Genomic DNA, 23,661 nt, shown 5'->3' with positions numbered 1-23,661 from the left:
CGCTCAGCCGCCCAGGCCGTCGGGCCGGCTGGCGAGCACTTTGCGGTAGATGGCCAGGGTGTCGAGCAGCGCGTCCTGCAGCGCCTGCGGCGACGAGCCGACCCAGTCGTAGCCTTGTCCGGCCATGCGCCGGCTGGCGGCGGCGTCCTTGCCCAGGTCGGCGGCAAGCGCCGCGATGGCCTCGCGTTGCGGGGCCGGCGTGCCGGCGGGCGCGAACAGGCCGAACCAGCCGCTGAAATCCAGCTGCGCCACGTGCTGTTCCTCGAAGGTCCGGGCGTCCGGGAACACGCGCGTGCGTGACTTGCCGGTGACGCCCAGCACCCGGACCTTGCCTTCGCGCGCCAGGCCTTCCAGCGCGCTGCTGGTGAGAAACACCGCGTCGATATGGCCGCCCAGCAGATCGGTGGCGGCCTGGCTGGAGCCCTTGTAGGGCACGTGCGACAGCCTGGCGCCGGTCGATTGCGCCAGCAGCAAGCCATACAGATGCGCCGATGAGCCGGTGCCGAAGGTGCCGTAGGTCAGGGCCTGCCCGCGCGCGTCGGCGACGAAGTCATCGAGCGTTTTCCAGCGCGAGGCGCTGGCCACCGCCAGCACGTTGGCCGTGGTGGCGAGCAGCGTGACAGGGCTGAATTCCTGGACGATGGCAGCCGGGTCGGCCTTGGCGATGAGCGGGCCGAGCGCGTGAGTGCTGGAGGTGCCCAGCAGCAGGGTCGCGCCGTCGGGCTGCTGGCGCGCGACGTGGCGCGCGGCGATGGCGCCGTTGGCGCCGGGCTTGTTCTCGACCACGAAGGTCGTGCCGGGCGCGCGCGACTGGGCGAAGTGCGCGAATTCGCGGGCCAGCTGGTCGGCGCCGCCGCCCGGGGCGAACGGGGCCACCAGGGTGACCAGGGAAGGCAGCGCGGCGCCCTGCGCCATGGCGGGCCGGGTGCGCGCCAGGGCGCCGCTTGCCATCAGGCTCAGCAGCCCGATGTTGAATGTTCTTCGGTTCATGACCGCAATGCTCCTTGGGCAGGTTGGCGGCCAAGCGGGGTGCGTCCGCGCGCTGGCCGCCAAGAATGTTGCTTGGCGGCCAAATCGTACTACGAAATCAAATAAAAAATCTATTCAGTACTACAATTATCGCGGTCTGGTTCAGGATTGGCGGCTGCGCAGCACTTGCAGGGCGGTGCGCGAAGCCTGGCGTACGTGGTGCAGGGCGGCCTTGCCGGCGGCGATTTCGTCGCGGGCCTTGAGCGCCTCGAAGATCTGGGTCAGTTCGTAGAGCGTCTCGGGCAGGCGGCTGGGTTCGGACAGCGATGTGCGCCGCAACAGCACGATGCGGTTGTGCAGCTGGCGCAGCATGTTGCCCAGCAGCCGGTTGCCGCAGCCGGCGGCGATGGTGTCGTAGAACGTATCGCTGAGCGCCAGCGTGCGCGGGATGTCGCCCTGGCGCGCCGCCTCGCTGAGCGCGTCGAAGGCGCGGGCCAGCGTTTCCATGTGGCCGCTGCCGGCGCGCAGCGCGAAGCCGGTGCAGGTCTGCGCCTCCAGGATGCCGCGCACCTCGTAGATTTCCTCGGCCTCTTCGTAGCTCAGCACCGCCACCACCGGCCCGCGGTTGGGCACGATCTCGATCAGGCCTTCGGCCTCGACCTGGCGCAGCGCTTCGCGCACCAGGGTGCGGCTGGCGTTGAGCAATTCCATGAGCTCGCGTTCCTTCAGTCGTTCGCCCGGCATGAAGCGCCCGGAAAGTATCGTCTTGCGCAACGCGTCCTCGGCCTGGCGCCGCAGGGGCATCGAGGCCTTGTCGTCGGTCGTGCTGTCGTGGGGCTGGTCGGGTTCCATCATCGTCATCTACTCGCATCAAGAGGCAGCCCGGCAGATAGTAGTGCAACGGGTTCGCGCCCGTCTCGCGCGCCGGTGTTGTGCCGGAACGGTTTTTTCATTTATCATATTTTTGGAATTGAATTCCATAAAATAGAAAACTGGCGGCCCGGCGACATTCTGTCGGGGCGCGGCCCGCGCCGCCCGCCGCTCGCGACCATCACCTGAAAGGATCCAGATCATGACGACAGTGCATTGCGCGACTCCCGAGGAAACCAGGCGCCTGTTGCAGCAGCTGGGCGTGGACCCGGCGCGGTACGACGGCGGCACGCTGGAAGTGCGCTCGCCGATCGACGGGCAGGCCATCGCGCGCCTGCCCGAACTGACGGCCGAGCAGGCGCGCGCCCGCGTGGACGACGCGCGCCAGGCCTTCCTGGCCTGGCGCAAGGTGCCGGCGCCGCGGCGCGGCGAGCTGGTGCGCCTGCTGGGCGAGGAACTGCGCGCCGCCAAGGCCGAGCTGGGCCGGCTGGTCAGCATCGAGACCGGCAAGATCCTCTCCGAAGGCGAAGGCGAGGTGCAGGAAATGATCGATATCTGCGACTTCGCCACCGGCCTGTCGCGCCAGCTGTACGGCCTGACCATCGCCACCGAGCGCGCCGAGCACCGCATGATGGAAACCTGGCATCCGGCCGGTCCGGTGGCCATTATTTCGGCGTTCAACTTCCCGGTGGCCGTCTGGGCCTGGAACGCGGCCATCGCGCTGGTGTGCGGCGACTCGCTGCTGTGGAAGCCTTCGGAGAAGGCGCCGCTGACGGCGCTGGCGACCCAGGCGCTGCTGGAGCGGGCGCTGGCCAGGTTCGGCGATGCGCCGGCCCATCTGTCGCAGGTGCTGATCGGCGGGCGCGAGGTCGGCGAGGTGCTGGTCGACGACCACCGCATCCCCATCGTGTCGGCGACCGGCTCGACGGCCATGGGCCGCAAGGTGGGGCCGAAGGTGGCCGAACGCTTCGGGCGCTCCATCCTGGAGCTGGGCGGCAACAATGCCGCCATCATCTGCCCCTCGGCCAACCTGGACCTGGCGCTGCGCGGCATCGCCTTCTCGGCCATGGGCACGGCGGGCCAGCGCTGCACCTCGCTGCGCCGCATTTTCGTGCACGAGCAGATCGCCGACGACCTGGTGGCGCGGCTGAAGCAGGTCTACGAGTCGGTCGCCATCGGCGACCCGCGCGACAGCGGCACCCTGATCGGTCCGCTGCGCGACCAGGCCGCCTTCGATGCCATGCAGCGCTCGCTGGCCGACGCGCGCGCGGCGGGAGGCCGGGTGACCGGCGGCGCGCGCGAGCAGGTCGGCGGCCACGCCGAGGCCTACTACGCGCGGCCGGCGCTGGTCGAGATGCCGGCCCAGAGCGAGGTGGTCGAGCGCGAGACCTTCGCGCCCATCCTGTACGTGATGCGCTACCGCGACCTGGACGAGGCCATCGCACAGCAGAACGATGTGCCGCAGGGGCTGTCGTCGTCGATCTTCACCAACGACCTGCGCGAGGCCGAGCGCTTCGTGTCGGCCGAGGGGTCCGATTGCGGCATCGCCAACGTCAATATCGGACCCTCGGGCGCCGAGATCGGCGGCGCGTTCGGCGGCGAGAAGGAAACCGGCGGCGGGCGCGAGGCCGGCTCCGACAGCTGGAAGGCCTACATGCGCCGCACCACCAATACGGTGAACTATGGCAATGCGCTGCCGCTGGCGCAGGGCGTGAAGTTCGACGTGGCCTGACCGGGAAGCCCGCGCCATGAAACCCGATACCCGGCTGGTGCACCTGGGCCGCGATCCCGAGCGGTTCGAGGGGCTGGTGAACATTCCGCCGTGCAGGACTTCGACCTTCCTGCACGCGTCGGTGGCGGATTACCAGGCGGCGGCGTCGCGCAAGCAGGACAGCCTGTACTACGGCCGCTTCGGCAGCCAGACCAGCCGGGCGCTGGAGGCCGCCTGCACCGAGCTCGACGGCGGCCATGGCGCGATGCTGTTTCCATGCGGGCTGGCGGCCATCACGCGCGTGCTGGGCAGCCTGCTCGAACCGGGCCAGCACCTGCTGATGGCCGACACGGTGTATGGGCCGGCGCGGGCCTTCTGCGAGCAGGAGCTGGCCCGCCTGGGCGTCGAGACCACCTGGTACGCGCCGGACGCCGACCTGGACGCGCTGGTGCGGCCCGCCACGCGCGTGATCTATGGCGAGGCGCCCGGCTCGCTGACCTTCGAAATGCAGGACCTGCGCGCGCTGGCCGAGGTGGCGCGCCGTCGCGGCCTGGTCTCGGTGGTGGACAACACCTGGGCCACGTCGTGGTTCTGCCAGCCGCTGGCCCTGGGCATAGACATCAGCATCCAGTCGGCCTCGAAGTACATCGTGGGCCATTCGGACGCCATGCTGGGCGTGGCGGTGGCCAACGAGGCGCAGTTTCCGGCGATACGGCGCGCGGCCGCGCAGTACGGCAACGCCGTCAGCCCGGACGATTGCTATCTGGCGTTGCGCGGCCTGCGCACGCTGGGGGTGCGGCTGGCGCGTCACCAGGCCAGCGCGCTGCGCGTGGCGCAGTGGCTGAGCACCCGCGCCGAGGTCGAGCAGGTGCTGCATCCGGCGCTGCCCGACAGTCCCGGCCACGCCTTGTGGCGGCGCGATTTTTCCGGGGCCAGCGGGCTGTTCGGCGTGGCGTTTCGCGCCGGCGACGACGCCGCGCTGGCGCGTTTCGTCGACGACCTGCGGCTGTTTGGCATCGGCGTGAGCTGGGGCGGCTTCGAAAGCCTGGCCTTGCCCAGCCATCCGGTGCGCAACACGTCGGCGGCGGCCCTGGGCAGCCGGCCGCTGGTGCGGCTGCACATAGGCCTGGAGGACCCGGACGACCTGATCGCCGACCTGGCCCGGGCGCTGGACCGCCACATGGCGGCGGCGCGCGGCTGACTATCAATAACGCATGAGGGGAGTACAGCAGATGAGCGATATCCAGTATGTCGAGACCAGCCCACGCTACAGCAAGGCGGTCATCCACGGCGGCACGGTGTACCTGGCCGGCCAGGTGGCCGACGACCCGGGCGGTACGGTGCAGGACCAGATGAGGCAGATCCTGGCGCAGATCGATGCGCTGCTGGCGCGTTGCGGCACGGACAAGTCGCGGCTGCTGTCGGCCATGGTGCTGCTCAAGGATATGCGCGATCTCGAGGCGATCAATCCGCTGTGGGACGCCTGGGTGACGCCGGGCCGGGCCCCGACCCGCACGCCCAGCGAGGCGCGACTGGCCTTGCCGGGCTACCTGGTGGAAGTCCAGGTGACCGCCGCGCGCTGAGCGCCGTCCCTTCCGGCCTGTTTTTCCAGCCGCCCAGCGCGGCTTTCGGCGCTGCGCGACCGGCGCGCGCCGCCGCGCGGAAGTCGTGGAAATCGCGTCTTGACAGCGGCAAAAACCGGCTCGTATGATCTCGCATCGACGGCTTAATTTAGAATTTGATTCCATAAAATAGAATTAACGAGGCGGCCGAAAACCGCCGCGCAGCAGCACCCGCAGCAACCACTCCCGTGCACGCAAGGCCAGTTCCAACGTCGAGCGCGCCGGCACGCAAAGATCATTGAAAGACCAGGAGGTGGTGGTATGAAGAAGCTGATTGTGGCGGCGCTGTTCGCCGTTCTACCCGGCATGGTGGGCGCGCAGCAGGCGCCCAGGGGAACCATGACCATCGTCAACCCGTTCACGGTAAGCGGCCTGACCGACCTGGTAGCCCGCATGGTGGCCGAGAAAGCGCATGCCAAGTTTCCCGACGGCGTGGCGGTGGTGAGCAGGCCCGGCGGGGGCGGGTCGATCGGCATCGCGTCGGTGGTCAATGCGCGGCCCGACGGCAGCAGCATCGGCTTCACGCCCACCGGCGCCGTGGTCGACGCGCCGCAGATGATGAAGGGCCTGGCGTACAAGACGCCCGACGATATCGACCCCATCATCAATGTGTTCTCGTCGTACCAGATGCTGGCGGTGCGCGGCGACGCGGACTGGAAGACGGCGCAGGATTTCATCAAGGCCGTGCGCCAGTCGCCCGGCAAGTACAGCCTGGGCCACACCGGCAACGGCACCGCCTCGCACCTGAACATGGCGCAGCTGGTGCAGGCCGCCAAGCTGAACGTGCTGGAGGTGCCGTACAAGGGCTGGGCGCAAAGCAGCGTGGCGCTGCTGGGCGGGCACGTCGACGCCATCGTCATCAACGCCGGCGAGGGCCGCGCCCTGGTCGACGAAGGCCGCCTGCGCATCCTGGGCGTGTTCCAGGCCCAGCGCGTGCCCTACCACCCCGACGTGCCCACCTTCAAGGAGATCGGCTACGACGTGGGCGTGGGCCTGAAGTTCTTCTTCTTCGGCCCCAGGAACATGGACGCCGGCGTGAAGCAATACATCCACGACGCCTTCAAGCAGGCCATGCAGAACGACGATTTCAAGAAGTTCATCGCCTCGCGCGAAGTGGAAGTGGATTACATGGACGGCGCCCAGACCAAGGCCATGCTGTGGTCGGAGTACAAGCAGCACACCCAGCTGCTGGACTCGCTGGGTCTGCTGGCAAAGCAGTGATGCGCGGTTACCTGGAGGATATTCATGGCTAGCATCAAGGGGTTGCGGGAAGTGGCGTATTTCGATTGCGCCGGCGGGGGGCAGGTCTACGTGCAGGGCAACTATGCCTACATCGCGCACATGGACGCCCCGGCGGGCACGACGATCGTGGACATCAGCGATCCGCGGCATCCGCGGCAGGTGGCGCACATTCCCATTCCGGACGGCGTGCACACGCACAAGGTGCGGGTCGAGAACGACCTGATGCTGGTCAACTGGGAGTGCCCGCCGCCGTACATCCTGGGCGAGAATTTCCAGGGCGGCCTGGCCATCTATGACGTGTCGGATCCCACCAATCCGCGCCAGATCTGCTTCTGGAAGACCGCCGGCACCGGCGTGCACCGCTTCGACTTCGACGGCCGCCACGCCTACATCACGCCCGAGGTCGAGGGCTACCACCTGAACATCGCGATGATCCTGGACCTGGAGAATCCGGCCAAGCCGCGCGAAGTGGGGCGCTGGTGGATGCCGGGCCAGTGGGTCGCGGGCGGCGAGACGCCCGACGAAGGCTATCGCATGACGTGGTGCCACCAGGTGCTGCGGCGCGGCAACCGCCTGTACGTGGCGTACTGGCACGGCGGGATGGTCATCCTCGACATCGAGGACATGAGCAAGCCCAAGCTGGTGTCGAAGTTCGCGTACAGCCCGACCTTCGCACACCCCACGCATACCGTGCTGCCGCTGCCGTTCGAGCTGGCCGGCCGCAAGATCGCCATCGTGGCCGACGAGGACGTGCGCAAGGTGCGCCCGTCGCCGCCGCCGTTCATGTGGCTGTTCGACATTACCGACGAAACCCAGCCGGTGCCGATCTCCACCTACCAGATCGAAGAGCTGATGGACAAGAACATGCCCGAGTTCACGGGCTGCCACCAGCCGGCCGAACAGGTCTACGGCACCGAGATCCCGGTGGCGTGGTTCGCCAAGGGCCTGCGCGTGGTCGATGTGAAGAACCCGCACGCGCCGCGCGAAGTGGCGCACTTCGAGCCGGACATCCCGGGCTTTGACCGGGCGCAGACCAACGACGTGTTCCTGACCAAGGAGGGACTGATGTACATCATCGACCGCAACCGCGGCATGCACATTCTCGAGCGCATCTGAGGAGGGGGGCAGTCATGTCGGAAGCCACGCGCAAGGTGCCGGTGACGGTGTTGACGGGCCACCTGGGGGCCGGCAAGACGACCCTGCTCAACCGCATCCTGACCGGCCAGCACGAGCGCAAGTACGCCGTGATCGTCAACGAGTTCGGCGAAATCGGCATCGACAACGATCTGATCGTGGAGTCCGACGAGGAAATCTACGAGATGAACAACGGGTGCATCTGCTGCACCGTGCGCGGCGACCTGATCGGCATCCTGCACAAGCTGCTGCGCCGGCCCGGCCGCTTCGACGCCATCGTGGTGGAAACCACCGGCGTGGCCGATCCGGCGCCGGTGGTGCAGACCTTCATGATGGACGAGGAGGTGCGCGAGAAGACCGAGCTGGACGCGGTCATCACCATGGTCGACGCCAAGCATTTTCCGCTGCGGCTGGCCGACAGCCAGGAGGCCGAGGACCAGATCGTCTATGCCGACGTGGTGCTCATCAACAAGGTGGACCTGGTGTCGGCCGCCGAGGCCGAGCAGGTCCAGCGCCGGGTGGCGGCGATCAATCCGTACGCGGCCTGCCACCGCGTGCGGCGCGCCGAGATCGATCTCTCGCGCATCCTGGCCATCGGCGCATTCGACCTGCAGCGCTGCGTCGACCTGGAGGCGCGCGCGGCGCCGGCCGCCTGCGGCCATCAACACGAGCACGAGCACGACGAGCATTGCCATGGCGGGGCCGGTCACCACCATCATCACGAGATTTCCGTGATGTCGGTGTCGCTGCAGGCCGGCGCGCTGGATGGCCGGCGCTTTTTCCCCTGGATACATGGCCTGGTGGAAAAGCAGGGGCCGGACATCCTGCGCATGAAGGGCATCCTGGCGCTCGATGACGATGCGCGCCGCTACATCATCCAGGGCGTGCACATGATCGTCGAAGGCGAGCACCAGCGCGCCTGGCGCGACGACGAGCCGCGCGCCAGCAAGCTGGTCTTCATCGGGCGGGGCCTGGACGCCCAGGCGCTGCGCGCCGGATTCGAGGCGTGCCGGTCGCAATGAAGATGCTCAACCGCCTGGACCTGGGCGTGCCCTGCCTGCGGGCCGGGTTCGCCGGCGAACAGGCGTTCTTCCTGGCGATGGATGGCCGCCTGCACGTGCAGCACGGCGACCGGCGCCGCGTCGTCGCGCTGCACGACGGCGACGTGCTGTCGGCCTGCGCGGCGCCAGGCGAGCCCGGCGCGGCCGGCTGGCTGCTCAGCGCGGGCGAGGACGGGCGCGTGATGCGCGCCGGCGCGGGCGAGCCGGACTGCGTGGCCAGCGTGCCGAACAAATGGGTGACGGCGCTGGCCGTGGCCGCCGATGGCGCCCTGGCCTACGCCAGCGGGCGCACTGTCTGGCTGGCCGGGCGCGACGGCGAGCCGCCGGCCCTGCCGCAGGAGCGGCCGGTGCAGGCGCTGCGGTTCAGCCATGGGGGGCGCTGGCTGGCGGTCGCCGGCTACGACGGCCTGGCGCTGTACGACCGCCAGGCCGGCGGCGAGCCGCAGCAGCTGAGCTGGAAAGGCATGCCCACGCGGGTGGCGTTCTCGCCCGACGACCGCTTCGTGCTGGTCGCCACGCGCGATGCGGTGCTGCATGGCTGGCGGCTGGATACCTTGCGGCATTTCCGCATGGTCGGCTATCCGCGCGCGGTGGGGAGCTGGTCGTGGCTGGCGGGCGGGCAATGGCTGGTCACGGACGGATCGGCCGGCGCGGTCCTGTGGCCCTTCGAGGGGGAGGAAGGGCCCATCGGCAGCACGCCGCTGGCGCTGGGCGAGCGGCCCGACGGCGAGGTGAGCGCGGTGGCCTGCCATCCGGCGCGGCCCTGGGTCGCGGTCGGCTACGCCGACGGCTTGATGGTGCTGGAAAGCACCGACGGCGCGCTGCGGCGCATACTCGGGCAGGCCGGGCGCGACCGTGTCGCCTGCCTGGCCTGGGACCGGGCCGGCGCGCGGCTGGCCTATGGCACGCCCTCGGGGGCGTGCGGCGTGATCGGGGCCGACATGGGCGAGGAGGGCTGAACATGTGCGCGGAAGTGGATTATGAAGACCGCGGCACCTACCGCAAGGTGCCGCCGCCATCGGAGGCGCTGATCGAGCGCACCCGCCAGGTGGAGGCGGGCATGCCCGGCGAGCGGGTGCCCGAGCAGGCCTGGGGCACGTTCTTCGCGGTGTCGTGCGGCGTGATGGACATGGGCAGCTTCCAGCGCATGTTCGAGGCGCGCCGCATCGCCCTGTCGTACCTGGCGATGCAGCGCGCCCGCTATGCGCGCCGGCATGGCGGCGGCACCGGACTGCGCTGCATCGGCGATTGAGCGGCGCCGCCTGGCGCCGGCCGGAAGTGGGAGACGATTCCATCTTGTAGAATCCGCTATCCGGACACTGAGCATCGGCGCGCGGCATGGCGCGCCGCGGGATCTTATGGGAAAGACACTGGTCAAGGGTTTGCATTTGCTCGAGCGGCTGGCCGCCAGCCCCGAGCCCATGGGTATTACGGAACTGGCCGCCGATCTCGACCTGGTGCAGAGCAACGTGCATCGCCTGCTGCAGACGCTGATGGAAAGCGGCTATGTGCAGCAGGACGCGCTGACGCGCCGCTATCGGTGCACCATGCGCTTGTGGGAGATGGGTACGCAGATCGCCGACCGCATGGACCTGTCGCGCATCGCCCGCCCGCATATGCAGGGGCTGGTCAAGCAGAGCCAGGAAACCGTGCACCTGGCCATCCTGGACGGCGCCGACGTGCTGTACATCGACAAGATCGACAGCCCTCAGCCGGTGCGTTCATATACCCGCGTGGGCGGGCGCGCGCCCGCCTATTGCACCGGCACCGGCAAGATGCTGCTGGCCTATTGCGACGATCTGGCGGCGGCGCTGCCGGCCAAGCTGGTCAAGCACACCGCCCGCAGCATCGGCAGCCTCGCGGCCCTGAAGGCGGAGCTGCGGCGCGTGCGCGAGGAGGGGTTCTCCGAGAACGCGGGCGAGTGGCGCGAGGACGTCTATGGCATGGGCGCGCCGCTGTTCGACGCTACCGGCAAGGTGTCGGCCGCCATCGGTATTTCCGGCCCGCTGGCGCGCATGGACGCCGCCGTGGTGGCGCGCGTGCGGCCCATGCTGCAGGAGACCGCCCGCATCATCTCGCGCGAGCTGGGTTACCGGGGATAGGGCATGCCATCCGGCGCCTGTCCCCGCGGGACAGGCACCAGCAGGCGCGGGCGTTGGCGTGGCATCCGGTGCCTGTCCCAGCGGGACAGGCACCCGCACGGGCAGGCGCCAGTCCCCATGCGGGGACGGGCGCCAGAAGCGAATCCTTGCGTGAAGGCGGGCGCGCCCGATGCGCCCTCCGCCCGTCGTCCGTACGGCGCGCGCGCAATCTCCTCATGAACAAGTACCCGACGCGGGAATGCGCCATGGCGCGCCCGCGCGTCGGCCTGCGTCCGCGAGAAGGGAAAACCCGCATTGAGGCGCTCTGTTTCAATCATCTATCATTATATTGTGATTCATATAAATTGCAATGCAATTCATTGATAGGTGGAAGATGTTGATCAGTGCCAGGACTTTGCGCGGCATCATCACGGCCACGCCCACCCCGTTCATGCGGGAAGGCGGCGTGAATCGCGATGTGCTGCGCTCGCATATCGAGTTTCTCATCGGCCGGGGCGCGGCCGGGCTTGCGCCATTGGGCGGCACCGGCGAATATCCCGCGCTTTCCGCGCAGGAACGCGCCGACGTGGTGCGCTGGACGGTTGAGGCTGCCCGGGGCCGCGTGCCGGTCATCGCCGGGGTGCTTGCCACCGGCTACGAGGATGCCGTGCAGGCGGGCCTGGCGGCCAAGGAGGCTGGCGCCGATGCGTTGATGGTGGTCACGCCGTATTACGCACTGGCTGGCGATGCAGGCGTGCACGCCTATTTCGCGCGCTACCGGGCGGCGGTGGACTTGCCTGTCGTGCTGTACGAGATTCCGCGCCGCACGAACGTGGAACTGCGTGCCGAGACCATCGCGGCGATGGCTGGCGACGGCAGCATCGTCGGCATCAAGTACAGCGGCTCGGATTTCGCCAAGCTGACTCGCCTGATCCACCTGGCGGGCGACACGCTGGCCGTGCTGTCGGGCGAAGAGCCGCTGTTTCCCGCCGCGCTGGCGCTGGGCGCGGTGGGCGGCGTGCTGGCGATGTCCAACCTGGATCCGGCTCCCTGGGCGCGCATCCAGTCGCTGGTGGAGTCCGGCGACATGGCGCAGGCCTTGCGCTTGCATCAACTGCAGGGCGCGCTGGCCGATGCGGTCTATTCCGAAATGAACCCCGTGGGCCTGAAGGCTGCCCTGCAGCTCAAGGGCTTTGCGTTCGGGGATGCGCGGCTGCCGCTGCAGCCGGCCGGTCCACAAACCCTGCTGCGACTGCGGCAGGCATTCGAAGCACTGGAGTCCTGAATGAATACGATCTCCGAACCGGCGGCCGTTGCCGCCGGGCGGCGCGTCGCGGCGCGCATGGCGCGCGTGACCACCTCCAAGATTTATCTCGCCATCGCCAAGGTTGCCGATATGCAGGCCCAGGGGATACGGGTCGCGTCGCTGACGGCCGGCGAGCCCGATTTCGACACGCCGGCGCATGTCATCGAGGCCGCCGTGCAGGCCATGCGCGGCGGCGACACGCATTACACCCCGGTGCGCGGTTCGCTGGCCATGCGCGATGCCGTGCGCCAGAAGTTCCAGCGCGAAAACGGCCTGGCGTTCAGCGACGAAGAGGTGATGGTCGGAACCGGCTCCAAGCAGGTGATCGCCAATGCCCTGGCCGTGACGCTGGAGGCCGGCGATGAAGTGCTGCTGCCGGTGCCGTACTGGGCGGCCTATACCGGCATGGTCCATGCCGCCGGCGGCGTGCCGGCGTTCGTGGCCACGCGCGCCGAGGACGGCTACAAGCTGACCCCGCAAGCCCTGCGCGCGGCGCTCGGCCCGCGCACGCGCTGGGTGATCCTGAACACGCCGAGCAATCCGTCGGGGCTGGTGTACGGCGGCGCGGAGTTGCGCGCGCTGGGCGAGGTGCTGCGCGAGCGGCCGGACGTGCTGATCCTGACCGACGAAATCTACGAGCACCTGAACTACACGGCCGAGCCGCCGGTATCGCTGCGCAAGCTGTGCCCGGACCTGGCCGGGCGGATCGTCGTGGTCAACGGGGTGTCCAAGGCCTACGCGATGACGGGCTGGCGCCTCGGATTCGCGGGCGGCCCGGCCGACATCATCGAGGCAATGGCCAATCTGCAGGCGCAGACGACGCTGGCGCCTTGTTCGATCAGCCAGGCCGCCGCGGTGGCGGCGCTCAACGGTCCGCGCGAGTCGATCGATGCCATGGCGGCGGCCTATCGCCGCCGCCGCGACCTGGTCATGCAGATCGCCGACGGGCAGCCGGGCGTGCGGCTGCAGCGGCCGGACGGCGCGTTCTACGCGATGCTGGACTTGTCCGAGGCGCTGGCCGGCGGCGAGCGCTTCCGTGGCGATTCCGAGCCCGACCAGGCTTTCTGCGAATGGCTGCTGGAGACGCGCCACGTGGCGGCGGTTCCGGGATCGGTGTTCGGCGCGCCGGGATCGGTGCGGATTTCCTTCGCGACCGACGAACAGACCATAGAGCGGGGCCTGACCGGCCTGCTGGAAGCGGCGGCGCATTGCTAGCCGTGCATTTCAACGTGCAGCAACCCTGATTGACAACGCTGATCGAAGACACGGGCGGCCGCATACCAGGCCGTCCATCCAATGGGGAGTTACAGACATGAATGCAGTGATCCGCAAAATGCCCGCCATGCTCAAGTGGATGATGGCCGTTCCGCTCGCGCTGGGCCTGGCCAACGCCCATGCCGAGACCGTGCTGGAGAAGGCCCGCGCCAAGAACGAGATCCGGATCGCCACGTCCGACTCGCTCAAGCCCTGGGGCTACATGGACGATACCAACAAGCCCATCGGCTTCAATCTGGACGTCTCGCGCGAGATGGGCAAGCGCATGGGGTTCGAGAAGGTGACATTCGTGACCGACTCGTACAAGAACTTCATCTCCGGGCTCAACGCCGACCGCTACGACATGGTGGTGGCCATCCTCACGCCCACCGAGGAACGCCGCAAGTCCGCCGATTTCTCCAACCCGTACATGGTCGTGTCGAAGAACATTTTCGTGCGCGACGACAATACGTCCATCCGTTCGCTGGAAGACCTGGCCGGCAAGCGCCTGGGCGTGGCCGCCGGCACCACCGACGAAGCGTGGGCGCGCCAGCATGTCAAGGACGCGCAGATCCGCGTGTACGACAACTTCTACCTGGCCCTGCAAGACCTGGCGATCGGCCGCGTGGATGCGCGCATTACCGACCGCGTGACCGGCATGACGGCGGCCAAGGAAGGGCGTTTCCCGGTCAAGATCGCCGGCCCGGACCTGTCTCAGGACATCGGGGCGATTGCTTTCAAGAAGGGGCAGGACGACCTGGCCGCGATGGTCAACAAGGTGATCCAGGAGATGGTCGATGACGGCTCGCTGAACGAGATCTCGCGCAAGTGGCTGGCCGGCATCGAGATGGGCGAGGAGCTCAGGAAGCTGCCCAAGGACGCGCGATGATCGAATTGCTGCACAAGGCGGCGCCCATCATCCAGGGCGCCTTGCTGATGACGCTGCTGCTCGGCCTCAGTTCCGCGGTGCTGGGCACCGCGCTGGGGCTGGTCCTGGCGTTGTTCCGGTTGTCGCCGATCGCGCCCCTGCGCTGGCTGGCGTTCTGGTATGTGTCGATCTTCCGCGGTACGCCGCTGTTGCTGCAATTGCTGCTGATCTACTTCGGCCTGCCGCACTACGGCATCGAACTCGAACCCGTGCCGACGGCAATCCTGGCCTTGTCGCTGTGCTCGGCCGCCTACCTGAGCGAGAATTTCCGCTCCGGCATCCTGGGGGTGGACCGCGGCCAGATCGAGGCGGCGCAGTCGCTGGGCATGGGAGCGGCGCGCAGCCTGTTCCGCATCATCCTGCCGCAGGCGATCCGGATCGCGGCGCCCACCATGGGCACGCGCTACATCGCCCTGATGAAGGATACGTCGCTGGCCTCGACCATCACCGTGGTCGAACTGACCAAGATGGCCGAGCAGATCGGCTCCAATACGTTCCGCTACATGGAGATGTTCATCATTGCCGGCGCGCTGTACTGGGTGATCAACCAGATGCTGACGTTCATCCAGGTCTGGGTGGAGAGCAAGCTGGGCAAGGGGATGTCATGAAACAACACGACCAAGCGGCCGGGCAGCCGGTGGTCCAGGTCGAAGGACTGCGCAAGTCCTTTGGCGCCAACACGGTCCTCAAGGGCGTGGATCTGACGATCCGGCGCGGCGAGGTGGTGGTGGTGATGGGGCCGTCGGGGTCCGGCAAGACGACCTTCATCCGCAGCCTCAACTTCCTCGAAGTGCCGGACGAAGGGGCGATCACGATCTGTGGCACGCGGGTGGCGGTGCAGGCCGGCGCCGGCCTCAAGCGCGAGCAGCGCCGCCGGGTGCGCGAGATCCGCCAGAAGACGGCGATGGTGTTCCAGTCGTTCAACCTGTTCTCGCACATGACGGTGATCAAGAACATCATCGAGGGCCCGGTGCAGGTCAAGGGCGTCGGCAAGGACGAGGCCATCCAGCAGGCGCGCGCGCTGCTGCGCCAGGTGGGGCTGGCGGAGAAGGAGAACGAATACCCCAGCCGCCTGTCCGGTGGCCAGAAGCAGCGGGTGGCCATTGCGCGCGCGCTGGCCATGAAGCCCGAAGTGATTTTCTTCGACGAGCCGACCTCGGCGCTGGACCCGGAGCTGCGCGACGAAGTGCTCAGCGTCATGCGCAAGCTGGCCGACGAGGGGATGACCATGGTCGTGGTGACGCACGAAGTGCGGTTCGCGCGCGACGTGGCCGACCGGGTGGTGTTCATGGAAGGCGGCGTGGTGCTCGAGGACGCGCCGTCGGCCAGCTTCTTCGATGCGCCGGCCAGCGAGCGCATCCGGCAGTTCCTGCGGAGGGTGGCATGACGGCCGGCGCGCGGCCCGAATGGGCCGCCGATGCGCTGGTCGAGGCGGTCGGGCGCGAGACGGGAGAGCTCATGCGCGGCATCCGCCATGACCTGCACGCCCATCCCGAGCTCAGCTTCGAGGAGCACCGCACGGCCGGGCGGGTGCGCGCCTGCCTGCGGGAGTGGGGCATACCGGTGCTCGATGGGCTGGGCGAGACGGCCGTGGTCGGGGTGCTGCGCGCCGGCGATGGCAGCCAGGCGATCGGCCTGCGCGCCGACATGGACGCCTTGCCGATTCAGGAGACCAACACGTTCGGGCACGCGTCGCGCCATGCGGGCCGCATGCATGCCTGCGGGCATGACGGCCACACGGCCATGCTGCTGGGCGCGGCGCGGTACCTGCAGCGCCATCCCGACTTCGACGGCACGATCTACCTGATCTTCCAGCCGGCCGAGGAGAATGGCCGCGGAGCGCGCGCCATGATCGAGGCCGGGCTGTTCCGCGACCATCCCATGCAGGCGGTATTCGGGCTGCACAACTGGCCCGGCCTGGCCGCGGGCAAGTTCGCGCTGACGGCCGGGCCCATCATGGCGTCGTCCTCGCGCGTGAAGGTGACGTATACCGGCAAGGGCGGCCACGCCGCCCTGCCCGAGCAGGCCATCGACCCCGTGGCCGCGGTGGCGGCGTTGCATCAGGCGCTGCAGACGGTGGTGACGCGCAATACCGCCGCGCACGACAGCGTGGTGCTGTCGATCACCCAGCTGGGCGGCAGCGACAACCATTGCGTCATTCCCGGCCAGGCGTGGCTGGCGGGCTCGCTGCGCACCCTGTCGCCGCCGGTGCTGGAACGGACCTGCGCGCGCATACGGGACATCGCCCAGGGCGTGGCGGCGGCGTTTTCCTGCACGGCGCAGGTCGAGATCGAGCATGCGGTGCCGGCCACCATCAACGATGCCGGCGCCACGGCGCTGTGCCGCGATGCAATCGCGCAATGGCTGGGGCCGAAATGGTTAAATGACGGGTTCATCCCGACCATGGGGGCGGAGGATTTCGCCTTCATGCTGCAGGCATTGCCCGGCTGCTACCTGATGCTGGGCAATGGCGGGGGGCGCGAGGGCGAGACGGCGACGGTATGCGGGTTGCACAACCCCGGCTATGACTTCAATGACGAGATTGCCGCCGTCGGCGCCGCCTATTGGGTCAGGCTGGCCGGCCACTGCCTGCCTCGCGGCGGGGCGGGCCCGCTGGCGTAGCGCCGGCAGTCCGGTATTCGGGACAAACTGCCGCTCCTGGACAGGGCGGCATTCGGAATTTTGGAGGGATCTATGGCGTCCAAGAAGGCCGCTGGCGAGGCGGACAAGGATCATCTGTTCGTCAACAGCGTGGCCAAAGCCTTTCGGTTGCTCGAGGCGTTCGACAAATCCAGGCCCACGAGCGGCTTTTCGCAGGCGGCGCGCGAGATCGGCATGGAAAAGAGCGCCGCCCAGCGTGCCGCGCACACGCTGTGGCGGCTGGGCTACCTGGACAAAGTGGGCCGCGACGGCGAGTACCGCCTGTCGCGCCGCTGCCTGGATATCGGCCAGCGCTACCTGGAGACCAATCGTCTCGTCGTGTGCACCAACCCGTACCTGAAGTTCCTGCGCCGCAAGACCAATGCCTCGGTCAACCTGGCCATGCTCGACGGCACGGACACGGTCTTCCCGGTACGCTATACCAGCCAGGAAATGCTCAATAACGACCTGGGCGAACGGGCGCGCATCCCCGCCTACTGCACGGCCACCGGGATCGCCATCTTCTCGGCCATGCCCGACGAGGCGGTGCGCGAGGTGCTGCAGCGTTCGGACCTCAAGCCGCTGATGCCCAACTCCATCTGGCAGATGGACCGCATCATGGAGCGCGTCGAACTGGCGCGCCGCGATGGCTACGTGCTGGGCGTGGAAGAGGACTTCGCCAGCGACATCACCATTGCCTGCCCGATCAGCGACCCTGCCACGGGCGACGTGGCCGCCATCGGCGTCTCGTATTCCAGCGAAGTGACGGCGGTCGAACAGGTGGTGCAGGACTGGTGTCCGCTGGTCATGTCGACCGCGCGCGAGGTCACCGCCCGGCTGGCCGAACGCTGATGGGCGCCGTTGTCCCGACTTTTTCCGGAGATTCGCCATGACTGCCGTTTCCGCATCCCTGGGCCAGGTCATCGTCGACCAGGCCGCCCGGCTCGCCTGCCACTCCGACATGGAAGGCGGCCTGACCTGCGCCTACCTGACGCCGGCGCACCGCGCGACGCAGGCGCAGCTGGCGCGATGGATGGAGGCCGCCGGCATGGCGGTGCGCATCGACGCCATCGGCAACGTGATCGGCCGCTACGCCGCCGACCCCGCCGTGGCCGCGCCGCGCGTGCTGATGACCGGCTCGCATTTCGACACGGTGCGCGATGGCGGCCGCTATGACGGCCGGCTGGGCATCCTGCTGCCGGTGGCGGTGGCCGGCGCGCTGCGCGACGCCGGCGTGCGGCTGCCCTACCACCTGGACGTGGTGGCCTTCGCCGAGGAGGAGGGCCTGCGCTTCAAGACGAGTTTCCTGGCCAGCGGCGTGCTGGCCGGCAGCTTCGATCCCGCGCTGCTGGCGCGCCAGGACGCCGATGGCGTGACGCTGGCGCAGGCGCTGGCCGAAAGCGGCCTGCCCGGCGCCGGCGACCCCGCGGCCCTGCGGGCCGCCGCGCTGGATCCGGCCACCTTGCTGGGTTTCGTCGAGGTGCACATCGAGCAGGGCCCGGTCTTGCTGCACCATGGGCTGCCGCTGGGCGTGGTGACCCAGATCGCCGGCAGCAGCCGTTTCATGGCCCGCGTCGAGGGCATGGCCGGCCATGCCGGCACCACGCCCATGAACCTGCGCCAGGACGCGGGCGCGGCCGCCGCCGAGATGGTGCTGCTGGTCGAGTCGCGCTGCAGCCAGGCGCCCTCGCTGGTGGGCACCGTGGGCCAGTTGCAGGTGCCCAATGGCTCGGGCAATGTGATTCCGGGCGTGTGCCAGTTCTCCATCGATATCCGCGCCGCCGAAGACCCGGTGCGCGAGGCGGCGGTGGCCGACGTGCGCGCGGGCATCGAGCGGATCGCCCGCCGCCGCGGCGTGCGGGCGAGCCTGGACCCGGTGCCGCCGGTGGACAGCGTGCCGTGCGCGCGCTGGCTGATGGACCAGTTCGGCGCCGCGCTGTCCGAGGCGGGCCTGGCGGTCCATGAGCTGCCGTCCGGCGCCGGGCACGACGCCATGGTGATGCAGCGGATCACCGACGTGGCCATGCTGTTCGTGCGCTGCGGCAACGGCGGCGTCAGCCACAATCCGCTGGAGACGCTGAGCCCCGAGGACGCGCAGCAGGCCGCCGAGGTGTTCGCCGCTTTCCTGCGCCGCTTCGCGCCGCGCGGCTGAGGTGGCGCCCGGCCGCCGCTACGCGACGGCTTCGATCCAGCGCGCCCAGCCCAGCAGGGCGGCGTCGGCGCCATGGCCGCCCGCCAGCTGCATGGCCAGGGGCAGGCCGCGCGGATCGGCGCCGTTGGGCAGGCTCAGGGTGGGCACGCCCAGCAGCGACCAGTTGCGGTTCAACAGCGAGTCGCCCGAGGACGCGATGCCCGCGGGCGCGGCGCCCAGCGCGGCCGGCGTGACGATCAGGTCGTAGTCGGCCAGCAGGTCGGCGTAGGCGCGGCGCGCCCGGCGGGTGCGCTGCCAGGCGTCCCGCACGGCGTCCGGCGAGCAGGCCTGGCCGGCCTCCAGGGCGGCGCGCAGCGCCGGGCTCAGTTGCTCGCGATGGTGCCGGTACTCGTGCAGCAGGGCGCGCGCGGCCTGGTGGTTCATGAGGTCGCGGTGGTCCTGGTACAGCGGATGCAGCGCCGGCAGGTCGGGCACCTCGGCCACGCGCGCGCCGCGCTGTTCCAGGCGCCGCAGGCGCGCCAGCAGGGCGTCGCGGCTGCGCGGCTCGATGCGCTCCCAGTGCGGGGTGCGGTACAGGCCGATGCGCGGCGCGGCCGAAGCGGGCGGCATGGCCGGCACGCCGGCCAGCACGCCGGCCAGCAGCTGGATGTCGGCCACGGCGCGGGCCATCAGGCCGACGGTATCGAGCGATTCGGCCATGGGCCTGACGCCCGTGCGGTCGATCAGGCCGAGGCTGGGCTTGTAGCCGACGACGCCGCAGAACGCCGCCGGCCGGATGGTGGAGCCGCCGGTCTGGGTGGCCAGCGCCGCCGGCGCCATGAAGTCGGCCACGCAGGCGGCCGAGCCGCCGGACGAGCCGCCCGGCGTATGGCCGGGCGCGTGCGGGTTGCGGGTGGCCGGCGGGGCCGAGTGGGCGAATTCCGAGGTGGCCGTCTTGCCCAGGATGATGCCGCCGGCCGCTTCGATGGCGGCCACGCAATAGGCGCTCCAGGCCGGACGGTGTCCCGCGTAGATGGGCGAGCCATAGGCGGTGGGCATGCCGGCGGTGTCGATGATGTCCTTGACCGCGATGGGAAGGCCGGCCAGCGGCCGCCGCGGGTCGGGCCTGGCGCCGGCCATGGCGCGTGCCTTGCGCAGGGCGCCCTCGGCGTCGACCCAGGCCCAGGCGCGGATCTGCTCTTCGCGCGCGGCGATGCGGTCCAGGCAGGCCCGGACCAGGTCGACGCTGTCGCAGGCGCCCGCCATCAGGCGTTCGCGCGCTTCGTCCAGGCCGAGCAGGTGCAGGGGCTGCATGGCGCGGCTCAGCGCGCCGCGGGCGGGTGCGAAGCGTGCCAGTGCCGGGCGATATCCAGGCGGCGGCACACCCAGACCCGCTCGTGCGCCGCGACGTGGTCGAGAAAGCGCGCCAGGCCGGCGGCCCGTCCGGGATGCCCGACCAGCCTCATGTGCAGGCCGACCGACATCATTTTCGGCTGGGTGGCGCCTTCGGCGTAGAGCATGTCGAACGAGTCGCGCAGGAAGGCGTAGAAGTCGTCGGCGGTGGCGATGCCGCTGCGCACGAACTTGGCGTCGTTGTGCGCCTGGGTGTAGGGGATGACCAGGTGGTGGCGGTCGCCGGCGTCCACCCAGTAGGGCAGCTCGTCGTTGTAGCTGTCGGAGTCGTACAGGAAGCTGCCCTGTTCGAGCACCAGCTTGCGCGTGTTCACGGTCGGCGCGTAGCGGCAGTACCAGCCGGCCGGCGCCTGGCCGGTGGTGCGTTCGATCGACGCGATGGCGCGCTGCATCTCCTCGCGCTCCTGCGCTTCGGACAGGGCCTGCAGCGGCGTCCAGCGCCAGCCGTGGCAGCAGACGTCGTAGCCGCCTTCGCGGATGGCCTGGGCCACCGCGGGATTGCGCTCCAGCGCCTGGGCGCAGGCGAAGAAGGTGGCGGTCATGCCGCGCTCGCGCAGCAGGCGCAGCACGCGCCAGATGCCGACCCGGCTGCCGTACTCGAACATGGATTCGGCCGCCAGGTCGCGGCCCTGGAAACTGCCGCCGGTGACTTCGGTGAGGCCGAGTTCGCTGCGGCCGTCGCCGTCCTCGAACGAGGCTTCGGAGCCTTCCTCGTAATTGACGACGATGTTGAGGGCCAGGCGGGCCTGGCCCGGCCATTGCGGGTCGGGCGGCGTGCTGCCGTAGCCGACGAAGTCGCGGCGGGTCAGTAGCGAGCGGTCTGTCTGCATCGTCATTCCTCGTTGAAGACGACCAGGGCGTCCTGGTCGAGCTCGGTGTATTCGGTGTCGTCGTCCCGGCCGGTCTTGCCCAGGATCACGGCGACCTGGGAGTCCGTGTCGATGGCGGTGAAGGCATAGTGCCAGACGCCGGTGCGGTACGACACGCCCTGGCGGCCGTTGGTGACGAAGGCCCGCAGCGTCGGCAGGGCCAGCGCGCCGTCCGGCCCGGACAGGCCCACCACGACCACGTGGCGCGACGGCACCAGCGGGATGAAGGTCTGCGCCGAGTGCGGATGCCGCTCCAGCGTGCGCACCCGGATGCCGTCGAGCGGCTGGCGGTGCAGGCGGTTGACGGTGAAGCCCAGCGTCACGCCGGGGCGCGCCGAGCCGAAGGGCGTGGACAGCGGGCGCTTGGCCGTGTCCCCGCGGTTCTCGACCACCTCGCCATATTGCGAGAAGGCGTCGGCGCTCAGCGTGCTGGCGGATAGATACATGGAAGACATACGTCGGGAATATGCGTCAGAAGAGTCGGTTGGGCAGCCACAGCGCGATCTGCGGGAAGTAGATCAGCAGCGTGACGAAAACCATCATGGCGAAGGCGAACGGCAGCACGCCGATGTAGACGTCGCTGATGCCGCCGCGCGACAGGCGGATGTTCTGCGCCACGAACAGGTTCAGGCCGACCGGCGGGGTGATCAGCGCCAGTTCCATCATCATGGTCATGAAGATGCCGAACCACAGCGGGTCGAAACCCAGCGAGACGATCAGCGGCACCACCACGCCCACGGTGGTGACCATCATGGCGATGGCCTCCAGGAAGCAGCCCAGGACCAGGTAGAACGCCACCAGCACCCAGATGGTGGCGGTGGGCGACCAGCCGAGCTGGCCGATGTACTCGGACAGCGCCTGCGGGATGCCGGCCAGGCTGAGCGAGAAGTTCAGCACGAAGGCCGTGGTCACCACCAGCACCACCATGGCGGTGGTGCGCAGCGCCGACAGGAAAGCCGCGTGCAGCATGGCGACCGACAGCGTGCGGTTGGCCGCGGCGATGGCGATGGCGCCCACCACGCCGAGCGCGGCGGCTTCGGTCGGCGTCGCGATGCCGAGGTAGATGCCGCCCATCACCAGGCCGAAGATGAACATCACCGGCAGCACGTCGATCAGCAGCTTGAGCCGCATCGCCAGCGGGATGAGCAGTTTCTCGTTGTCCGGGGCGACCTTGCCCAGCAGGGCCATGACCACGATCACCACCATCATCAGGAGCAGCACGATGATGCCGGGAATGATGCCGGCGGCGAACAGCTTGCCCACCGACACTTCGGCCAGCGCGCCGTACACCACCATGTTGATGCTGGGAGGAATCAGGATGCCCAGCGTGCCGCCGGCGGCGATCGAACCGAGCACCAGCCGTTCGCGGTAGCCCAGGCGCTGCAGCGTGGGCAGGGCCACGGTGCCGACCGTGGCCGACGTGGCCACGCTGGAGCCGGAGGTGGCGGCAAACAGCGCGCAGGTGGCGATGTTGGTGTGCAGCAGGCCGCCGGGCAGCCATTGCAGCCAGGCCGCCAGCGCCTTGTACATGCGGTCGGCCACGCCGCTGCGCGTCAGGATCTCGCCCAGCAGGATGAACAGCGGGATGGCCACCAGCAGGAATTCGTTCATCGTGCTCCACATGGTGTTGCCTATCATGCTGGGCAGCACCTGCATGCTCATCCAGTCGCTGACCACCGCGGTCATGAAGATCGCGCTGGCCACGTGGATGCCGGCCATCAGGAACAGGACCAGGCCGCCGAAATAGAGGGCTCCGAGCAGCATCAGTGCGCTCCTTCGAGTTTGCCGGCCATGCGCTCGTTGGCCGAGCGCAATTCCTCGGCGACTTCCTCGTCGACGCTGGGGGTGCCATAGTTGCGGTTGATGCCGCCCCAGTCGCGGCGCGCCAGCAGCAGCAGCGAGTGCAGCAGCTGGGTGGCCAGCACCAGGCCGAACCAGCACAGCGCGGCGGCCCACATGGCTTGCGGGATCGCCAGCGGCGTGCGCAGCGCGCTGGTGGCCAGCGCCTGCATCGAATACGAGTCATAGGCCACCCCGGTGGCCTTGACGGCCAGGGTGAGCGCGACCGAGGTCAGGAGCGCCAGCGCGAACACATCGCTGCAGGCGCGCAGGCGCGCCGGCAGCAGGTCGGTCAGCACCGAGATGCGGATATGGGCGCGGTCGTAGGCGGCCTGCGAGAAGCCGATGGAGGCGCAGATGGCAAGGCAGTAGCCGCCATACTCGTCCACGCCCTGCAGCGAGAAGCTGAAGATCTTGCGGGCCAGCACGTTCAGCGCGATGACCACCGACAGGGCGATCAGCGCCCATCCGGCCGCCAGGCAGGCCCGGTTGGTGATGGCGCGCAGGCCATGGCACAGCAGTTCCAGAAGTCTAGTCACGATCGGTTCCCGGTGAATGCGGCGCGCCGCCCGGCCGGGGCGGCGCGCCAGG

At 69.1% G+C, this 23,661-nt stretch carries 24 protein-coding genes; 17 read left to right on the top strand and 7 right to left on the bottom strand.

Annotated features, from left to right (window positions below; all coding sequences use genetic code 11):
- Positions 1 to 3: 3 nt before the first annotated feature.
- Positions 4 to 990, bottom strand: coding sequence for a tripartite tricarboxylate transporter substrate binding protein (locus CAL11_RS20975; protein WP_086094132.1), 987 nt, complete (start codon positions 988 to 990; stop codon positions 4 to 6).
- A 141-nt stretch (positions 991 to 1,131) separates the two neighbouring features.
- Positions 1,132 to 1,824, bottom strand: a complete 693-nt coding sequence (locus CAL11_RS20970) for a GntR family transcriptional regulator (RefSeq protein ID WP_233500504.1) — start codon at positions 1,822 to 1,824, stop codon at positions 1,132 to 1,134.
- Between the two features lie 217 nt (positions 1,825 to 2,041).
- On the opposite strand from CAL11_RS20970, the gene amaB reads away from it, so the two are divergent.
- From amaB to CAL11_RS20885, 17 genes are all read left to right on the top strand, one after another.
- Positions 2,042 to 3,571: an L-piperidine-6-carboxylate dehydrogenase gene (gene amaB, locus CAL11_RS20965; RefSeq protein ID WP_033462796.1), complete on the top strand. Its 1,530-nt coding sequence runs from the start codon at positions 2,042 to 2,044 to the stop codon at positions 3,569 to 3,571.
- Between the two features lie 16 nt (positions 3,572 to 3,587).
- Entirely contained in the window at positions 3,588 to 4,751 is a 1,164-nt protein-coding gene (metC, locus tag CAL11_RS20960) for a cystathionine beta-lyase (protein ID WP_086094131.1), read from the top strand.
- 31 nt (positions 4,752 to 4,782) lie between these two features.
- Entirely contained in the window at positions 4,783 to 5,133 is a 351-nt protein-coding gene (locus CAL11_RS20955) for a RidA family protein (RefSeq protein ID WP_086094130.1), read from the top strand.
- Positions 5,134 to 5,433: 300 nt separating this feature from the next.
- Positions 5,434 to 6,393, top strand: a complete 960-nt coding sequence (locus CAL11_RS20950; protein ID WP_033462793.1) for a tripartite tricarboxylate transporter substrate binding protein — start codon at positions 5,434 to 5,436, stop codon at positions 6,391 to 6,393.
- A 24-nt stretch (positions 6,394 to 6,417) separates the two neighbouring features.
- Positions 6,418 to 7,530, top strand: a complete 1,113-nt coding sequence (locus CAL11_RS20945; protein WP_003808086.1) for an LVIVD repeat-containing protein — start codon at positions 6,418 to 6,420, stop codon at positions 7,528 to 7,530.
- Between the two features lie 14 nt (positions 7,531 to 7,544).
- Complete coding sequence (locus tag CAL11_RS20940) at positions 7,545 to 8,570, top strand: CobW family GTP-binding protein (protein WP_086094129.1); 1,026 nt, start codon at positions 7,545 to 7,547, stop codon at positions 8,568 to 8,570.
- On the top strand, positions 8,567 to 9,568 hold the full coding sequence (locus CAL11_RS20935; RefSeq protein WP_086094128.1) for a WD40 repeat domain-containing protein: 1,002 nt from the start codon (positions 8,567 to 8,569) through the stop codon (positions 9,566 to 9,568). The genes CAL11_RS20940 and CAL11_RS20935 overlap by 4 nt, the downstream gene beginning before the upstream one ends.
- A gap of 2 nt (positions 9,569 to 9,570) precedes the next feature.
- Positions 9,571 to 9,861, top strand: a complete 291-nt coding sequence (locus tag CAL11_RS20930) for a hypothetical protein (protein ID WP_003819369.1) — start codon at positions 9,571 to 9,573, stop codon at positions 9,859 to 9,861.
- A gap of 106 nt (positions 9,862 to 9,967) precedes the next feature.
- A complete protein-coding gene (locus CAL11_RS20925) occupies positions 9,968 to 10,711 on the top strand; it encodes an IclR family transcriptional regulator (protein WP_086094127.1) in 744 nt (247 codons plus the stop codon).
- Positions 10,712 to 11,084: 373 nt separating this feature from the next.
- Positions 11,085 to 11,975, top strand: a complete 891-nt coding sequence (gene dapA / locus CAL11_RS20920; protein WP_086094126.1) for a 4-hydroxy-tetrahydrodipicolinate synthase — start codon at positions 11,085 to 11,087, stop codon at positions 11,973 to 11,975.
- Positions 11,976 to 13,211 carry a pyridoxal phosphate-dependent aminotransferase gene (locus CAL11_RS20915; RefSeq protein ID WP_086094125.1) on the top strand — a complete coding sequence of 412 codons (1,236 nt, stop codon included), beginning with the start codon at positions 11,976 to 11,978 and terminating at the stop codon, positions 13,209 to 13,211. It abuts the gene before it with no gap.
- 97 nt (positions 13,212 to 13,308) lie between these two features.
- Complete coding sequence (locus tag CAL11_RS20910) at positions 13,309 to 14,139, top strand: ABC transporter substrate-binding protein (protein WP_086094124.1); 831 nt, start codon at positions 13,309 to 13,311, stop codon at positions 14,137 to 14,139.
- Entirely contained in the window at positions 14,136 to 14,786 is a 651-nt protein-coding gene (locus CAL11_RS20905) for an amino acid ABC transporter permease (RefSeq protein ID WP_033462787.1), read from the top strand. Before CAL11_RS20910 ends, CAL11_RS20905 begins: the two co-directional genes overlap by 4 nt.
- Positions 14,783 to 15,565, top strand: coding sequence for an amino acid ABC transporter ATP-binding protein (locus CAL11_RS20900; protein WP_086094123.1), 783 nt, complete (start codon positions 14,783 to 14,785; stop codon positions 15,563 to 15,565). The genes CAL11_RS20905 and CAL11_RS20900 overlap by 4 nt, the downstream gene beginning before the upstream one ends.
- Positions 15,562 to 16,800 carry a M20 aminoacylase family protein gene (locus CAL11_RS20895; protein ID WP_086094122.1) on the top strand — a complete coding sequence of 413 codons (1,239 nt, stop codon included), beginning with the start codon at positions 15,562 to 15,564 and terminating at the stop codon, positions 16,798 to 16,800. The genes CAL11_RS20900 and CAL11_RS20895 overlap by 4 nt, the downstream gene beginning before the upstream one ends.
- A 72-nt stretch (positions 16,801 to 16,872) precedes the next feature.
- The gene (locus CAL11_RS20890) at positions 16,873 to 17,670 is read left to right on the top strand and encodes an IclR family transcriptional regulator (protein ID WP_086094121.1); all 798 of its coding nucleotides are present in this window, start codon (positions 16,873 to 16,875) and stop codon (positions 17,668 to 17,670) included.
- 37 nt (positions 17,671 to 17,707) lie between these two features.
- Positions 17,708 to 18,970 carry a Zn-dependent hydrolase gene (locus CAL11_RS20885; protein WP_086094120.1) on the top strand — a complete coding sequence of 421 codons (1,263 nt, stop codon included), beginning with the start codon at positions 17,708 to 17,710 and terminating at the stop codon, positions 18,968 to 18,970.
- Between the two features lie 18 nt (positions 18,971 to 18,988).
- On the opposite strand, the gene CAL11_RS20880 is transcribed toward CAL11_RS20885, so the two are convergent.
- The 5 genes from CAL11_RS20880 to CAL11_RS20860 are packed head-to-tail and all read right to left on the bottom strand — an operon-like array spanning position 18,989 to position 23,609.
- Entirely contained in the window at positions 18,989 to 20,263 is a 1,275-nt protein-coding gene (locus CAL11_RS20880; RefSeq protein WP_086094119.1) for an amidase, read from the bottom strand.
- A gap of 8 nt (positions 20,264 to 20,271) precedes the next feature.
- Positions 20,272 to 21,198, bottom strand: coding sequence for an allantoinase PuuE (locus CAL11_RS20875; RefSeq protein ID WP_050458089.1), 927 nt, complete (start codon positions 21,196 to 21,198; stop codon positions 20,272 to 20,274).
- Entirely contained in the window at positions 21,195 to 21,677 is a 483-nt protein-coding gene (locus CAL11_RS20870; RefSeq protein WP_244172859.1) for an ureidoglycolate lyase, read from the bottom strand. The genes CAL11_RS20875 and CAL11_RS20870 overlap by 4 nt, the downstream gene beginning before the upstream one ends.
- A 25-nt stretch (positions 21,678 to 21,702) precedes the next feature.
- The gene (locus CAL11_RS20865) at positions 21,703 to 22,995 is read right to left on the bottom strand and encodes a TRAP transporter large permease (protein WP_086094117.1); all 1,293 of its coding nucleotides are present in this window, start codon (positions 22,993 to 22,995) and stop codon (positions 21,703 to 21,705) included.
- The gene (locus CAL11_RS20860) at positions 22,995 to 23,609 is read right to left on the bottom strand and encodes a TRAP transporter small permease subunit (RefSeq protein ID WP_086094116.1); all 615 of its coding nucleotides are present in this window, start codon (positions 23,607 to 23,609) and stop codon (positions 22,995 to 22,997) included. Before CAL11_RS20860 ends, CAL11_RS20865 begins: the two co-directional genes overlap by 1 nt.
- Positions 23,610 to 23,661: the final 52 nt, after the last annotated feature.

This window comes from Bordetella genomosp. 6 (assembly GCF_002119705.1).
Lineage (GTDB): Bacteria > Pseudomonadota > Gammaproteobacteria > Burkholderiales > Burkholderiaceae_B > Bordetella > Bordetella bronchiseptica_F.
This window is presented reverse-complemented; position numbering and strand designations above follow the sequence as displayed.

Coding starts and splice junctions, on each gene's coding strand:
- CAL11_RS20975 (WP_086094132.1), bottom strand. CDS start 990: ATGAACCGAAGAACATTCAACATCGGGCTGCTGAGCCTGATGGCAAGC.
- CAL11_RS20970 (WP_233500504.1), bottom strand. CDS start 1,824: ATGATGGAACCCGACCAGCCCCACGACAGCACGACCGACGACAAGGCC.
- amaB (WP_033462796.1), top strand. CDS start 2,042: ATGACGACAGTGCATTGCGCGACTCCCGAGGAAACCAGGCGCCTGTTG.
- metC (WP_086094131.1), top strand. CDS start 3,588: ATGAAACCCGATACCCGGCTGGTGCACCTGGGCCGCGATCCCGAGCGG.
- CAL11_RS20955 (WP_086094130.1), top strand. CDS start 4,783: ATGAGCGATATCCAGTATGTCGAGACCAGCCCACGCTACAGCAAGGCG.
- CAL11_RS20950 (WP_033462793.1), top strand. CDS start 5,434: ATGAAGAAGCTGATTGTGGCGGCGCTGTTCGCCGTTCTACCCGGCATG.
- CAL11_RS20945 (WP_003808086.1), top strand. CDS start 6,418: ATGGCTAGCATCAAGGGGTTGCGGGAAGTGGCGTATTTCGATTGCGCC.
- CAL11_RS20940 (WP_086094129.1), top strand. CDS start 7,545: ATGTCGGAAGCCACGCGCAAGGTGCCGGTGACGGTGTTGACGGGCCAC.
- CAL11_RS20935 (WP_086094128.1), top strand. CDS start 8,567: ATGAAGATGCTCAACCGCCTGGACCTGGGCGTGCCCTGCCTGCGGGCC.
- CAL11_RS20930 (WP_003819369.1), top strand. CDS start 9,571: ATGTGCGCGGAAGTGGATTATGAAGACCGCGGCACCTACCGCAAGGTG.
- CAL11_RS20925 (WP_086094127.1), top strand. CDS start 9,968: ATGGGAAAGACACTGGTCAAGGGTTTGCATTTGCTCGAGCGGCTGGCC.
- dapA (WP_086094126.1), top strand. CDS start 11,085: ATGTTGATCAGTGCCAGGACTTTGCGCGGCATCATCACGGCCACGCCC.
- CAL11_RS20915 (WP_086094125.1), top strand. CDS start 11,976: ATGAATACGATCTCCGAACCGGCGGCCGTTGCCGCCGGGCGGCGCGTC.
- CAL11_RS20910 (WP_086094124.1), top strand. CDS start 13,309: ATGAATGCAGTGATCCGCAAAATGCCCGCCATGCTCAAGTGGATGATG.
- CAL11_RS20905 (WP_033462787.1), top strand. CDS start 14,136: ATGATCGAATTGCTGCACAAGGCGGCGCCCATCATCCAGGGCGCCTTG.
- CAL11_RS20900 (WP_086094123.1), top strand. CDS start 14,783: ATGAAACAACACGACCAAGCGGCCGGGCAGCCGGTGGTCCAGGTCGAA.
- CAL11_RS20895 (WP_086094122.1), top strand. CDS start 15,562: ATGACGGCCGGCGCGCGGCCCGAATGGGCCGCCGATGCGCTGGTCGAG.
- CAL11_RS20890 (WP_086094121.1), top strand. CDS start 16,873: ATGGCGTCCAAGAAGGCCGCTGGCGAGGCGGACAAGGATCATCTGTTC.
- CAL11_RS20885 (WP_086094120.1), top strand. CDS start 17,708: ATGACTGCCGTTTCCGCATCCCTGGGCCAGGTCATCGTCGACCAGGCC.
- CAL11_RS20880 (WP_086094119.1), bottom strand. CDS start 20,263: ATGCAGCCCCTGCACCTGCTCGGCCTGGACGAAGCGCGCGAACGCCTG.
- CAL11_RS20875 (WP_050458089.1), bottom strand. CDS start 21,198: ATGACGATGCAGACAGACCGCTCGCTACTGACCCGCCGCGACTTCGTC.
- CAL11_RS20870 (WP_244172859.1), bottom strand. CDS start 21,677: ATGTATCTATCCGCCAGCACGCTGAGCGCCGACGCCTTCTCGCAATAT.
- CAL11_RS20865 (WP_086094117.1), bottom strand. CDS start 22,995: ATGCTGCTCGGAGCCCTCTATTTCGGCGGCCTGGTCCTGTTCCTGATG.